This is a genomic window from Bacillus sp. FJAT-27231 (genome assembly GCF_001183975.1).
GTDB lineage: Bacteria > Bacillota > Bacilli > Bacillales > Domibacillaceae > Pseudobacillus > Pseudobacillus wudalianchiensis.
Window position 1 is genome coordinate 4,127,857 of sequence record NZ_LFZU01000001.1, and the last position, 14,255, is coordinate 4,142,111.

General features: G+C 40.8%; 11 protein-coding genes and 4 tRNA genes. All 15 read right to left on the bottom strand.

Features of this window, described 5'->3' with window-relative positions; genetic code table 11:
* Position 1 precedes the first annotated feature (1 nt).
* The gene (locus tag AC623_RS19730) at positions 2 to 1,360 is read right to left on the bottom strand and encodes an aromatic ring-hydroxylating oxygenase subunit alpha (protein ID WP_442853545.1); all 1,359 of its coding nucleotides are present in this window, start codon (positions 1,358 to 1,360) and stop codon (positions 2 to 4) included.
* 638 nt (positions 1,361 to 1,998) lie between these two features.
* Entirely contained in the window at positions 1,999 to 2,478 is a 480-nt protein-coding gene (gene rlmH / locus AC623_RS19735; protein ID WP_049665880.1) for a 23S rRNA (pseudouridine(1915)-N(3))-methyltransferase RlmH, read from the bottom strand.
* Positions 2,479 to 2,765: 287 nt separating this feature from the next.
* A complete protein-coding gene (locus AC623_RS21295; protein WP_082174495.1) occupies positions 2,766 to 2,915 on the bottom strand; it encodes a CxxH/CxxC protein in 150 nt (49 codons plus the stop codon).
* A gap of 76 nt (positions 2,916 to 2,991) precedes the next feature.
* The gene (locus AC623_RS19740; protein ID WP_049665883.1) at positions 2,992 to 4,206 is read right to left on the bottom strand and encodes a S1C family serine protease; all 1,215 of its coding nucleotides are present in this window, start codon (positions 4,204 to 4,206) and stop codon (positions 2,992 to 2,994) included.
* A 169-nt stretch (positions 4,207 to 4,375) separates the two neighbouring features.
* Positions 4,376 to 5,170 (bottom strand): MBL fold metallo-hydrolase, encoded by a 795-nt coding sequence (locus tag AC623_RS19745; RefSeq protein ID WP_049665885.1) that lies wholly within the window; start codon positions 5,168 to 5,170, stop codon positions 4,376 to 4,378.
* Positions 5,171 to 5,191: 21 nt separating this feature from the next.
* Entirely contained in the window at positions 5,192 to 5,980 is a 789-nt protein-coding gene (locus AC623_RS19750; RefSeq protein WP_049665887.1) for a two-component system regulatory protein YycI, read from the bottom strand.
* Positions 5,967 to 7,301 (bottom strand): YycH family regulatory protein, encoded by a 1,335-nt coding sequence (locus tag AC623_RS19755; protein WP_049665888.1) that lies wholly within the window; start codon positions 7,299 to 7,301, stop codon positions 5,967 to 5,969. Before AC623_RS19755 ends, AC623_RS19750 begins: the two co-directional genes overlap by 14 nt.
* Positions 7,298 to 9,121, bottom strand: coding sequence for a cell wall metabolism sensor histidine kinase WalK (walK, locus tag AC623_RS19760; protein WP_049665890.1), 1,824 nt, complete (start codon positions 9,119 to 9,121; stop codon positions 7,298 to 7,300). The genes AC623_RS19755 and walK overlap by 4 nt, the downstream gene beginning before the upstream one ends.
* A 5-nt stretch (positions 9,122 to 9,126) precedes the next feature.
* Positions 9,127 to 9,837: a response regulator YycF gene (gene yycF / locus AC623_RS19765; RefSeq protein WP_049665891.1), complete on the bottom strand. Its 711-nt coding sequence runs from the start codon at positions 9,835 to 9,837 to the stop codon at positions 9,127 to 9,129.
* Positions 9,838 to 10,135: 298 nt separating this feature from the next.
* Positions 10,136 to 10,208, bottom strand: a tRNA-Phe gene (locus AC623_RS19770).
* Between the two features lie 286 nt (positions 10,209 to 10,494).
* A tRNA-Asp gene (locus AC623_RS19775) sits at positions 10,495 to 10,571 on the bottom strand.
* A gap of 266 nt (positions 10,572 to 10,837) precedes the next feature.
* A tRNA-Glu gene (locus tag AC623_RS19780) sits at positions 10,838 to 10,909 on the bottom strand.
* Between the two features lie 13 nt (positions 10,910 to 10,922).
* A tRNA-Lys gene (locus AC623_RS19785) sits at positions 10,923 to 10,998 on the bottom strand.
* Between the two features lie 391 nt (positions 10,999 to 11,389).
* On the bottom strand, positions 11,390 to 12,682 hold the full coding sequence (locus AC623_RS19790) for an adenylosuccinate synthase (RefSeq protein ID WP_049665893.1): 1,293 nt from the start codon (positions 12,680 to 12,682) through the stop codon (positions 11,390 to 11,392).
* Positions 12,683 to 12,848: 166 nt separating this feature from the next.
* Complete coding sequence (dnaB, locus tag AC623_RS19795; protein WP_049665895.1) at positions 12,849 to 14,198, bottom strand: replicative DNA helicase; 1,350 nt, start codon at positions 14,196 to 14,198, stop codon at positions 12,849 to 12,851.
* Between the last annotated feature and the right edge of the window lie 57 nt (positions 14,199 to 14,255).

A 14,255-nucleotide genomic window follows, 5' to 3' on the forward strand; every position in this document is an offset into this window, starting at 1 on the left:
CTCACTGGCTATCCTCCTCTTCGTCCAAAAGACCTTTTGAAATTAGTTCGAACCAACGTTTTTGAATACTTCTTGCTAAGTTATCCGTATAAGTAGATGGGTAAGCAACACCTGGTCCAGGGAAGTTTTCAACTGGCTCAAATACGTCTTCTCCCAATAGGTAATTGCTGACATTATTATAGCTTAATTCTTTATCTTCCATCATGAGTGCGTCGCTTACTTGAATAATACGAGCCCAAACTTCTGTATCATCCTGTTCTAATGTTCCAGAGGGACCAAAGGAACCGACATAAGACTTATATGCTTTCTCCTTGTATTCTTCGGGTGCTGCCTTATCAATTAAGAACCAACACCATATTTCTACTTTATCAGGCCCTAAAGGTCTCCAAATCCGAAGATTTAAGTAGTTGATCATCTCGCCTTCCATCCCATGCACTGGACTGTCGAAAGCAAGGTTAGGGAACATACCACCGACAAAAACGGTCGCATTTGAAAAGATTTCATTTTGTTCAGGACTTAAATTTCGTTGAAACATTGGCCACATCGATTCAGGCAATGTTTGATATTTATAGGGTGATTTGCCTGTTGCAGACGTCATAATACTTAGGCCGTGACCGTTACCTAAAACGATCTGATGGCCATAGCTTGCAAAATTCGGGTCACTTGGGCTGATTCCTAATTCAACAGTGGACCGGTGATTCGTTTGAACATGATATGGATCTGAAGCGAAGTTTTCTTGTGTCATCTTCCAATTGGCTTGTGCTGTCCAACGTTGAGGAACGCCTCTAACTTCCATTCCGCCATCGCTTCTGCCTAACAGGATGTCTAAATACCATTTCATATCCCCAAGATAATCCTCCAAAGGCATGGCTTGATGATCCAAGCTTGCAAATATCAACCCTTGGTACATTCCAACTTTCGGAATTGGACGCAGCCCCCACTCGTCCTTTATCATTTTTTCTCCGTATACTTTTTTTCCGGATACGACACCAACCAGTTCCCCTTCAAGGTTAAAACTCCATCCATGATAGGGACAAGTAAACGTTTTCTTTTTTCCGAAATCAGCCGTACATAGATGTGCCCCTCTATGGGTACAGGAGTTTAGAAAAGCTTTAATCTCTCCGGAATTTGTTTTCACAAGTAATACTGGATCACTCGCAATCCAACGCGTCACATAACTTCCGGGCTCTTTTAATTCAGATTCATGACCTAGGAATTGCCATGTTTTACCAAAAATCTGTCTGCGTTCCAATTCATAAATATCCTTATCTGTCACTGCCCATTGAGGCATTAAACCCTTATCTAACTTTTCTTTCAGCTTCTGTAATGTTTGCTTATTTACGCTATCTTTAACCAACATTCTCTGCTCACCTCTTTAAATCTAATTTTGATTCTAATTATATTATTATTTGAAATCTTCTGCTTTTTTATAGTTTAGAATCTATCTTATATAATGTAAATACAGGTTTTTTATGATTTTTTATAATTATTTATCATTATTTATGATTAAAGCCTGTTTGGCTAACGCTCTATCATTTAACGGGTTTGATTCGACATCAGCATCATAATCCATCAATGCATTTTCTTCATCTTCCATTTGTCTATAAACATCCCCACGGAGCTCATAATAAATTGAAAGTTTTTCAACTGTGTGAGAATCCATTTGTATTAATTTAGTAAAAACATTAACAGCCTTTCCTCAATTCCCTTTTTCCCCACTATTATTGTGATTGTTGTCATTATGGAGATAGGGTAAGCAAAGGGAACAAACCAAGACCAAAAGTTAGGTAAATACAATTTCAAAAAATTATTAAGGGTATGGCAGCCATATTCATAATATAATTCTTTAATTCAGTACAGCATAAAAAAGGCAACTATTTAAGTTGCCTTTTTTATGCTGAAAAATTGCTAGTTCCAGTGCTATTTTCTACTATTTAATTTTTCCCTTCCAAAAAGAGAACTCGTTAATACACGAACTACTCCTGTAAAAAACCTCACTTACTTATGATACGGTTCCCCCCGATTAATCCGAAAGCTCCGGTAAATCTGTTCTACTAAGATCAGCCTCATCAGCTGGTGAGGAAACGTCATTTTCGAGAAGGATAACGTGTCGTTCGCCCGCTTCATAACGTCTTCATGGAGGCCGAGTGAGCCGCCAATGATGAAGGCGATTTTGCTTTTGCCATATGTGGCAAGCTGATCGAGGTTTTTGGCGAGTTCTTCGGATGTTTTCATTTTGCCTTCAATCGCCAGAGCGATAACGTGAGTATCCGGACTGATTTTAGCAAGAATTCGTTCACTTTCTTTTTGTTTTACTTGCTCCATTTCTGTTATACTTAGTTCTTCCGGGGCTTTTTCGTCTGCGACTTCAATGATGTCGATTTTGGCGTAAGCGGAAAGACGTTTGACGTATTCGGCAATTCCTTGCTTTAAGTATTTCTCTTTTAGCTTTCCAACGGTTACGATTGTAATATTCACAGCATTTCCTCACTTTACAAACAGGTTGTCCACAAAACTATCCACATATCCACAAATCTGAAAATTCTCATCTATTTTTATCCGAATTTTCAAACTGAATTTCAATTTTACACCAAGAGGCGATTCCTATCGAAAAACAACGAATCATCTGGTGCCAAAATAGCCCTGAAAAACAGCAAACCTGTGTATAAGTCGCTCTTTTCTACTTATCCACAGGTATTTTTTCTATTTTTCCGAAAAGTTATACACATACTCACAATAACTATCCACATCTTGTAGGGAGAATATTAGTTTGCTACTACATATTCCGCTTCTTTTTGACAATATTCACATGAACGCTTCTCGCCTTCTACTTTCTCGATGACTGGAGCTTTTTCATATTCATCTACGATTACATCTAATGCTAGCTCTGTATGTTCCTGACAGCAATAAATCATTCTATCCGCTCCTTTGCTTGTATAGTTTATCACGAAAAAGCGCAGAAAAGCATCATTGCTTTTCTGCGTCTTTTCATTACAGTGCTTCTTCAGAAGTTAGGGTCATTGTCTCTTTTCTCAATTTTCCATTGCGATAGAAATGGATTTCCATTTTATCGCCGACTTTTTTCTTATTATACATGTATTTACGAAGCTCTAAAATATCATGTATCTTTTGGTTGTCGAGCTGCACAATGACATCAAATTCCTGCAAGCCTGCTTTTGAAGCTGGCGTATTAGGATAAACCTGTTCTACCATCGCTCCGTCAGTAATGTTTTTCGGAAGCTTCAACGTTTCCTGCTGATGGTAGGCTGGTATTTCATTAACGTTTCTAAGGGTCACACCCATTGCCGGACGTACCATTTTGCCTTTAGTTTCTAAGTTATTGATAATGGGTTTTGCAAAATTAATGGGGATGGATAAACCGATGCCTTCTACTGATTGCTCGGCAATTTTCATAGAATTGATGCCAACAACCTGCCCGCCAATATTCACGAGGGCACCGCCGCTGTTACCTGGATTAATTGCCGCATCTGTCTGCAGAACTTCTGCCTGCCAGTCCACTTCACCGTCACCATTTATATCAACCGGTATCGCACGCTCCAGCCCTGAGATCACTCCCTGGGTCACTGATCCGGAAAACTCCAAACCGAGCGGATTCCCGATTGCAATGACAGGCTCTCCAGCTTTTAATGCGTCCGAGTCACCAAACTCAGCTACTTTCTTTACACTTTTTCCGTCTATTTCAACGACCGCTAAGTCGCTCCAAATGTCTGTACCACGAAGCTTTGCAGGGACTTTCGTTCCATCCGCTAAAGTGACCTCTAGCTGCTGGGCACCTTGGACAACGTGATTATTCGTGACTACGTATGCTTTGTCACCGGTTTTTTTATAAATAACACCAGAACCTGTTCCGGCTGGCTGGGCAGATTCCCCTTCCCAAAAGCTGCCGGATTGAATGTTCGTAATCCCGACGACTGCATCCTGTGCTTTGTCCACTGCTTTGGTCACATCAGTCGTAACATTGAGCGAAACCTCTTGCCCTTTTGGCTGCTCCTTATTTGGTTCAATTTGTACGTTTTTATCTTCTTGTTCATTTGGTAATGCATTATAATCAGCCAGCTTAGGAAGCACTAAAATTACAAGCAGCGCCCCTATAATAAGCCCCGCCAGACTAGCTAAAAAATAACCGCTTTTCCGGGGGCCGCGCTGATATCGGCCATTGGCTTTGTCATCATCATAATAGCCCAAACACCCTCACCCTTTCCACTACATACTTTCAGTTATTTTCCCCATGTAGCACAAATTATAACGCTCTAGTCAAAAAATTCAACAAAAATGCCATACCGTCAGGCCCTTCCTTTACAATAATCTATAAAAAAACCGCCTGATTCAGCACTCAGGCGGTTTTGTTTATAGGTTAAAGCTCTGTTAGCAAGGTCGGTACTTTCGGATCGGTATGCAAGAGTTCAAATTGTTCGCCGACCGGCATGTCTTTCATTTCAAGCGTTTGTGTTACGCTCATTTTTGCCAAGTCTTTCATATTATTATCTTGGCTTAAGTGTGCCAGATAAATCCGTTTTGTCCGGTCACCAATCACGTCACTCATGGCGATCGCAGCATCCTCATTCGATACGTGGCCGAAGTCACCTAGAATACGGCGTTTAATATTCCACGGATAACGGCCCACACGAAGCATTTGAACATCGTGGTTGCTTTCAAATACATAGGCGTCCGCGTTTTTAATGACGCCTTTCATCCGATCACTGACATAGCCTGTATCCGTAATTAACGCTAGTTTTTTGCCTTCGTGATGGAAAACATAGAACATCGGCTCGGCTGCATCGTGAGATACACCAAATGACTCAATATCCAAATTTCTGAAACTTTGCACCGTTTCCATGTCAAATGTGAATTTTTGCTCTGTATCGATATTGCCTGTTAACTTGTCCATCGCCTTCCACGTCTTTTCATTCGCATAAATTGGCAGTTTATATTTTCTGGCCAGTACACCAAGCCCTTTAATATGATCACTATGTTCATGTGTCACAAGGATACCTGTTAAGTTCCTTAATTCACGGTCAATGGAAGCAAACAGCCCCTCCATTTGCTTGCCGCTCAATCCGGCATCTACTAAAAATGCTTGATCCTCTGTTTCCACGTAGAAAGCATTTCCTGTACTGCCGCTTGCCAGAACGCTAAAACGCAAAGTCATGTTGCTTCACTCCATCTATCATTAGCTGTTTTTCTCATTCTTATAAATCGATCCGTCGAAAGCATTCACAAACATCTTTTCTGTTTTATTGCCGTTTTTAATTTTAAAGTACCAGGTAGGCGATAGTACTTGTAATTCTGTTAAGTGCACAAAAGTATAGTAGCCAAGTTCTACATCAGAAATTTTACTGTTAGGCTTAATTAGACCGTTCTTGTATAGTGTCTGAATGGCTTGATGGGCAGACAAAATAGTTTCTTCTTGGCCATTTTCCTCGAGATCTTCCAGCATAGTCTGCCTGTAATCAGTAATTTCTCCATTACTATTCAAACCTACTTCGAGCTTGCCGTTTTTAATTTCAAATAGCTTCTTATCTTTATAATGCTGATAAAAAATAACTTTATTTTCTTCGTTATCAAGCTCCCAATATTGGTATTGATCACCGAAAAGAACATTATTTTCAACAAAGGATTTAAGATCATCCAGTTTTTTCTCACCAAGCTTGACTGGCTTTTGCAAATAACTTTCTAAAACGGTCTGGTCGTCAGAAAGCTTAACGTTTTGATTTTGCAGGAGACTAATCTCTTTTTTAGTAAAACTTTTTGATTTAGCGGTGATAATAGACTCTTCACTTACTTCCTCGGGTAACTTGCCATATTCGATGTTATAAGATCTTAATTTGTCTTCAATGGAGGCTTCTTTGATAAATTCGAATTGACTTGCACTATGTTTATTTAAAAATACAGCCAAGAGAAATATGTCCAAAATGAGAAAAACTGTAATAAAGATTGTTTTCGTTTTACTCCAATCCATGGACGCTTCCCTCCGTCTTCTTAGTAAATGAGAGGTATTCCCAATGGCCTCCATATTTATAGAACCAAGCAGGCTCAAGAACAAGAATTTTAGATGATTGAGGATCTGGCAATAACTGATATCCTACTGTCATGTCCTCTAGCAGTTTAGGTTCAAACCCTGGCTGTTTTTTCACTTGTTCTAGTACAGAAGCACTATCAGGCAAGGTAACCTCCTCTCCTTCCGATGGGAGAGAAATATCCAACGTGAAATAAGGACGAGTATACTGATAAATCTTATCTTGTCCCCATACTTGTTTAATTTCTGCCATGCCTTGCTTATTAAACACAGGCAATCCATTTTTAAATAACCGGTAACCAACTGTAGAAGATCCAGGATTGGCTTCGAATAATCGATATTGATCTGTCCATCCGCTATGTTCATTAATAAACTTAATGCTCTTGTCCAGCAAATCATGTAAGCTCCCTGGACTGTTAATCTCAGATTCTTTGGCCGGATTTACATAAAAAATCATTTTCGTCTCGTAATCAACTTTCATTAATGTAGAGCCGTCGGTATACTCCTCACCATTTGCTTTTGAACCTTTTTTCACTAAGCTTGGATCACTAAACAGCAAGTCTTTAAAGTCCTCTATGTTAATATCGTCCGGCAAATATTTGTAACTAGATAATATCGGCTGCTCTTTTGGAAGAAACAACTTTTCATTTGCGGCAAGTGGATACTCAACGTACACTTCCCACTTTTCAGCATCTTTAATAAACTGCTTTTTAAACGCAGAAAGATTTTGAGAGGATACTTGACTACGGAAAACAAGATGCTCTCTTGTTGAGACAAAATAGACATTGGCTCTCTTCTCCCCCGTGTCCACGTCTGTAATAATGATCCGGTCAAATACGGCGTTTGGTACAGAATCATCTTCAAAGGAGATAATAGTACTCATCGTGTAAAAAGGAATAAAAGCAGAAAAAATGAGTTCCAAACGATTTTCTCCATGGAGGAGTTCTTCAAACTCTTTCGGGCTTAAACTACTAGATACATCTACTGTATTAGTAAATGTCCATTTCTGCATTTCCTTCATAATTTCGTCTGTTTCTAGATCTCTTGTGGATCCGTAATGCTCGTCCTCCTTGTGAAACAGCACCTTAGAAGGTTTTATTAAGTGGGAGGCCTCTTTCGTTTCACTAATAGAAGATACTTCGTGAATGTTATCTCTCTTAATCGTTTCATAATTTGGTTGGTAGTTCCATATACTTAAGGTCAGGATAATGCTGATTGCCACGAGCAGCGCTAACCCAATTGATTTCAAATTTTCATATTTCATAACCAATCATCCTCTTGAGACATTTCATAAGGAAGCGTGAAGAAAATGGTCGTTCCCTTTCCTTCAACACTCGTTGCCCAAATGTGGCCGTCATGGGCAGTAATCATTTCTTTTGCAATCGCTAATCCTAGACCAGTTCCGCCCATTTTGCGGGAACGTGCCCGATCGACACGATAGAAGCGTTCAAAGATCCGATCGAGATTCTTCTTTGGAATCCCCATTCCTTGGTCGCGAATGCTAATTTCAATTTTATCGCTTTTTTCCTCTACTTTAAACGTAACCTGACCACCTTCTGGGGAATACTTTAATGCATTAGAAATAATATTATCAATCACCTGCGTTAACTTATCGGTATCTATTTCGACGTAAATTGGATAACGCGGTAATTTACGTTTAAAGGTAACATCTTGCGATTTCGTCATTTCGAACCGATCAATGATCCGGTTAAAGAACTCCGTAAAGTCGACGTCTTTCTTCGTTAGCTGATAGTCACGGCTATCAAACTTGGACAATTGCAATAAGTCATTAACAAGACGAATCATCCGCTCTGTCTCGGTTTGCGTGACTTCTAAGAAGTGTGGAGCAATATCGGCATCCTGCCATGCCCCTTCTGCTAATGCTTCTAAATAACTTCTCATCGTTGTTAACGGTGTTCTCAATTCATGAGACACGTTCGCAACAAACTCACGGCGATCCATTTCAATTTTTTCTTGTTCCGTTATATCGTGAAGGACTGCAATCAAACCATTTACAAAGCCTGTATCTTTTTGAATAACTGAAAAATTAGCCCGCAGTACATATGGCTGGTCATCATTGCTGTAATCTAAAATGATCGAGTCTTGTTCATTTAGCAAATCATCAAAGGTATATTCTTTTTCAAGGCCGAGTAAATTAGTAATATGTTGTGAAATAACCGTTTCACGTGAAACATTTAACAGCTTTGATGCTGGTTCATTGATTAAAATCACACGGCCTTTTCGATCAGTAGCAATGACTCCATCCGTCATATACGAGAGCACAGAAGACAGCTTTCTTCTCTCTCCTTCTGTCGTTGCCTGGGCTTCCTGCAGCCGTTTCGTTAAGTTATTAAACGTAATCGCCAGTTCACCAATTTCATCCTGTCCATACACTTTTACCTTACGCGAAAAGTTTCCTTTTCCTAATGCCACTGCCTGCCGGCGCATATCAGTAATAGGACGAGTAATGGTTCTCGCTAGCAAAATACCAAGTATAGCTGTTAGACCTAAAGCAAGCGCAGTAGCCGAAAACAAGATTTCATTGATTTCTTCCATCTGGCCAAACACAGTTTCAACTTTGCCAATTAAATAGATAGCCCCAATGACTTCCCTATTAGAAATAATTGGAGAAGTATAGACCCAAATTCTCTTATTTGATTGTTGGTCTATATACATTTTATCTTCTTCTGCACCGAGGGAAAGCGTCCGCTTCACCGAAATATCTGTAATCCTCTGACCAATAATCCCCTGCCTATTCGAGTCAGACGTGCCAATAATGCGGCTGCGGTGGTCAATGACACGAACCTCCGACACATCCGGTGCTGCAAAGTCTTCTAATATTCTCCGGATATCCTGCTCAAGAGTCGGTGTTTCTTCTGTCCTCTCTTTCAGCATTTCTTCTCTTAGATTGTATTCAAGAAGATTTACGCGCTCTTGAAGAGAGGTTTTAAAATTTGTCAGGAGCTTCTCCTCAAGCTCCTTGACAAAATAAACACCGATAATTTGCATCGCAAACAAGATAAGCAATACGTAAATTAACACAAACTTTAGTTGTATCGACCGAAAAAAGCCAACTCTTTTCATGAACGTTACTCCTGTTCAGGATTGCGCAAGTAGTAACCTACCCCTCTTCTTGTCACAATCCATGAAGGGTGGCTTGGATTATCTTCAATCTTTTCACGAAGGCGACGGACTGTCACATCGACGGTGCGGACATCGCCATAATAATCATAGCCCCACACGGTCTGTAACAAATGCTCCCGCGTCATGACTTGTCCAATATGCTTCGCTAAATAATGAAGAAGCTCGAACTCACGGTGTGTCAATTCAATCGTTTCACCACGTTTAGAGACAACATAGGCATCCGGATGAATCGTTAACATTCCCACTGAAATTTCATTCGTGTCTTCTTCTTCCTCTGACTGCGGAGGAGCTGCCTGATGGCGGCGCAGGTTCGCTTTCACACGGGCGATCAATTCTCTCGTGCTGAATGGTTTCGTTACATAGTCATCCGCCCCAAGCTCCAGACCGAGCACTTTATCAATTTCTGAATCTTTTGCTGTCAGCATGACAATTGGCATTTCATATTTTTTTCTTACTTCCCGACACACTTCCATTCCATCGCGTCCCGGAAGCATGATATCAAGCAATATTAAATCAGGCTGTAGTTCTTCTACCATTTCTACTGCCTGGTCACCGTCGTAAGCACAGTGAACGTCATAACCTTCTTTTTTTAGATTAAATTGTAGAATGTCAGCAATGGGCCTCTCATCATCTACGACTAATATTTTCTTTTGCATGTTCTTCTCCTCATTTCTTCAGTTTCACAGCATTCAATTTTAGAAAAGATGATTCTACTATTTTATCATATTTTCCTTAGAAAACAGTTTGATCTAACATTTAAACAGAATGTGGAAAACACTACTACAAACAGGCCGTTGTAAAGACAAACGACCCTGTATCTATACGATATTGAATAGCTCCTCAATAACTTTATCATGAAAAGCACCGGTTTTCATCTTTTTCAGGAAACTGGAAACTTTTCTTTGTATGAAAAAAAGCACTGCGAGAGTTATCATCGTCGCAATGCTTCTTTGATGGCTCAGGACGGAATCGAACCGCCGACACATGGATTTTCAGTCCATTGCTCTACCGACTGAGCTACTGAGCCATAATAAGAGTATGTCATAAAACTATATTCATTTGTCCATCAACCCGCTCTCGGGAAGTGAACGCAAGGAGCAACCCGAACCGTTTGCTGAAGCGTCGCTTCGAAGATGATTCGATCGTGCTTACCGACTGAGCTGTAATAAAGTATGTTGTACAACTCAAGTGCTCTCTACTTTAAGGCTACTAGATTGTTATAAAAAATGATGCGGCCAACATTGAAGTAAACTCATGAAGTAGTGGCCGTCATCTGGGAAAATAGGATTCATTAAATTAAACGGTTATTAAAATGGCGGTCCGGACGGGACTCGAACCCGCGACCTCCTGCGTGACAGGCAGGCATTCTAACCAACTGAACTACCGGACCGTATAAAGTATATTGCATTGTCTATCTGCAGGCGCTAACGCGTACGCTGATTTCGTTCTCTCTGTCGGAGTCTCAAAAACAACTCCTCGTCAAGAGCTCCAATCCGCTAGCGCGCTAAACGAGCGCTTTTCGCTTTTCTTGTCTATCTGCGCCTTCTTGGGTTTCGGGGTCATAAGCCAATCTGACTACATGGCTGAAAAACGCCATTCCATCAGCCTGTCTTATGCTTGTCGCCCCAATGCAGTCGGCTGCGCTTTTCTAATTAATGACCCCTACGGGATTCGAACCCGTGTTACCGCCGTGAAAGGGCGGTGTCTTAACCGCTTGACCAAGGGGCCATCCTAATAAAAATGGTGAGCCATGAAGGACTCGAACCTTCGACCCTCTGATTAAAAGTCAGATGCTCTACCGACTGAGCTAATGGCTCGTATTTAGTGCTTGTTCTTAGCAACGTTGTTAATATTATCACATAGTTAAATGTCTGACAACAGGTTTTTGAAAAAAATTGTCGAAAAAAATAAAATGATTGGAAAATGCCTGTAAAAAAGCAATTTAGTAAACAATAAAATAAATCAGTTACTTTGACCTGTCTAGAAAAAAACTCTATAGGCTTTTTTTCTTACAAAAAAACCCGTTTTCTCAAAAGAGAAAACGGGTTTAGACTATAAAAGTTATTTTATATATCTCCTGAGGCTAATTGAAAACAGTCGTCTTTCAAGGCACAAATCTTGATGAGGAGCGGATAGACCACAAAGGCCGTAAGCACCACAGGCAAGCAAGCGAGCGTTTGTCAATTGCCTTAGATTTTATGCAATTTATTATCTTTGTGCCCAGACACTGCGAACAATATTTGTTTGGTTGCGGTCAGGACCTACTGAGAAAATGGATAACGGAATACCTGTCAGTTGAGATACGCGCTCTAGATAATGACGAGCATTTTCAGGAAGCTCGCTCAACGTCTTGCAGCCGGTAATATCTTCTGTCCAGCCAGGCAGCTCTTCATATACTGGCTCACACTCTGCAAGGACATTTAAATTAGCCGGGAATTCCTCAATAATCTCACCTTTATAACGGTAAGCTGTACAAATTTTTAACGTTTCGATGCCAGTAAGTACGTCGATGGAATTAAGAGACAAGTCAGTCAATCCACTTACCCGGCGGGCATGACGGACGACGACGCTGTCAAACCATCCTACACGGCGTGGACGGCCAGTTGTTGTACCGTATTCCCGGCCCACTTCACGAATTTGATCACCAATTTCATTAATCAATTCTGTAGGGAATGGACCATCGCCTACACGAGTTGTATAGGCTTTAGAAACACCAACCACATGATTAATCTTTGTTGGTCCCACACCTGATCCAATGGTTACACCGCCGGCAACTGGGTTGGAAGAAGTAACAAACGGGTAAGTACCTTGATCAATATCCAGCATAACACCTTGTGCACCTTCAAATAACACGCGACGTCCTTCATCAAGAGCATCATTTAAAACAACAGATGTATCACACACGTATTGTTTAATTTGTTGGCCATATTCATAATACTCTTCAAAGATGTCTTTAAGCTCGAAGCCTTCTGTTTCATAGAAACGCTCAAGTAGACGGTTCTTTTCTTCTAAATTTCGAGTCAGCTTCTCTTCAAACGCTTTACGATCTAGAAGATCAGCCATACGGATACCGATACGAGCTGCTTTATCCATGTAAGCGGGTCCGATGCCTTTCTTAGTCGTACCAATCTTGTTGGCACCTTTGCGCTCCTCTTCCACCTCATCGATTTTCAAATGGTAAGGAAGAATCACATGGGCACGGTTGCTAATACGCAAGTTGTCTGTCGATACACCATGCTCGTGTAAGTATTTTAGTTCTTGAATCAATGCTTTTGGATCAACGACCATTCCGTTGCCAATGACACAAATTTTATCATCATAAAAAATTCCTGATGGAATTAAATGAAGCTTATACGTAACGTTATTGAATTTAATCGTATGTCCTGCATTGTTACCACCTTGATAACGAGCTACTACTTCTGCGTTTTCTGAAAGGAAATCAGTAATTTTCCCTTTCCCTTCATCGCCCCACTGTGTTCCGACTACTACTACTGACGTCATGAATAAGCACCTCCGAAGAGTCCATTATTTTGTTGATTTTTAACCAAACTTATTTTAACAGTTTAAAACTAAAGAAGTCAATTACAGAACACGAACATTTTTAATACAAAATGTGAATTTGTTCGTAAAAAATAACCTCGGCAGTTTAAACTGCCGAGGTTGTCCTTTATCCCGTTTCATCAAATCGCCGTTCTAAGTTTACAAACTTATTATATTCCTTAACAAAAGCAAGCTGAACCGTTCCAACAGGACCATTCCGCTGCTTTGCAATGATAATCTCAATGATATTTTTGTTTTCGGATTCTTTATCATAGTAATCATCACGATATAAGAAAGCAACAATATCAGCATCCTGCTCAATTGATCCTGATTCACGAATGTCGGACATCATTGGACGCTTATCTTGACGCTGTTCCACACCACGTGAAAGCTGAGAGAGCGCGATAACAGGCACTTCTAGTTCACGAGCGAGCGCTTTTAAAGAACGAGAAATCTCAGAAACTTCTTGCTGACGGTTTTCACCAGAGCGTCCGCTTCCTTGGATCAGCTGTAAATAATCAATTAAAATCATACCGAGGCCATGCTCTTGTTTTAATCGGCGGCACTTTGAACGGATTTCGCCGATACGTACGCCTGGTGTATCATCAATGAAAATTCCTGAGTTAGACAAACTCCCCATCGCCATCGTCAGCTTGCGCCAGTCTTCATCCGTCAAAGAACCAGTCCGCAAGTTTTGAGCATTGATGTTGCCTTCCGCACAGAGCATCCTCATTACAAGCTGCTCTGCTCCCATCTCCAAGCTGAAGATCGCGACATTTTCATCCGTTTTGGTGGCGACATTTTGGGCAATATTCAAAGCAAACGCTGTTTTACCAACGGAAGGCCGCGCAGCTACGATAATCAAGTCATTACGCTGAAAACCGGCAGTCATATGATCAAGCTCCGCAAATCCGGTAGGAATGCCTGTAACATCTCCCTTACGGTTATGAAGCATTTCAATATTATCATAAGTGCGCACAAGTACATCTTTTATGTTGTGAAAGGCACTTGTATTTTTTCGCTGAGCCACTTCCATAATGCTCTTTTCTGCTTCATTCAATAAAGCGTCCACTTCATCTTCACGGTTGTAGCCTTCTTGGGCAATCGTGGTAGCGGTACGAATGAGCCGGCGTAAAAGCGACTTTTCTTCAACGATGCGGGCATAATATTCAATGTTAGCTGCGGTTGGAACCGATTCAGCCAGCTCTGTTAAATACGTTACACCGCCGACATCCTCTAAGTCCTTTGTGGCAGCCAGCTCTTCTGTCACGGTAACGACATCCACTGCTTTTCCATGATCATTGAGCTTCAGCATCGTGTTATATATTTTTTGATGAGCAGTTCGATAATAGTCTTCCGGAATTAAAATTTCCGAAGCAACCGTTAAAGCAGCAGGCTCCAGAAAAATAGCACCAAGCACCGCTTGCTCCGCTTCAATGCTTTGTGGCGGGATACGATCAGTCAACAAATCATTCATCACCTAAACCTCCTCGCAGGAAGCGTTGTTTCTTTCTTCGCTAACTGTCTGTTTATC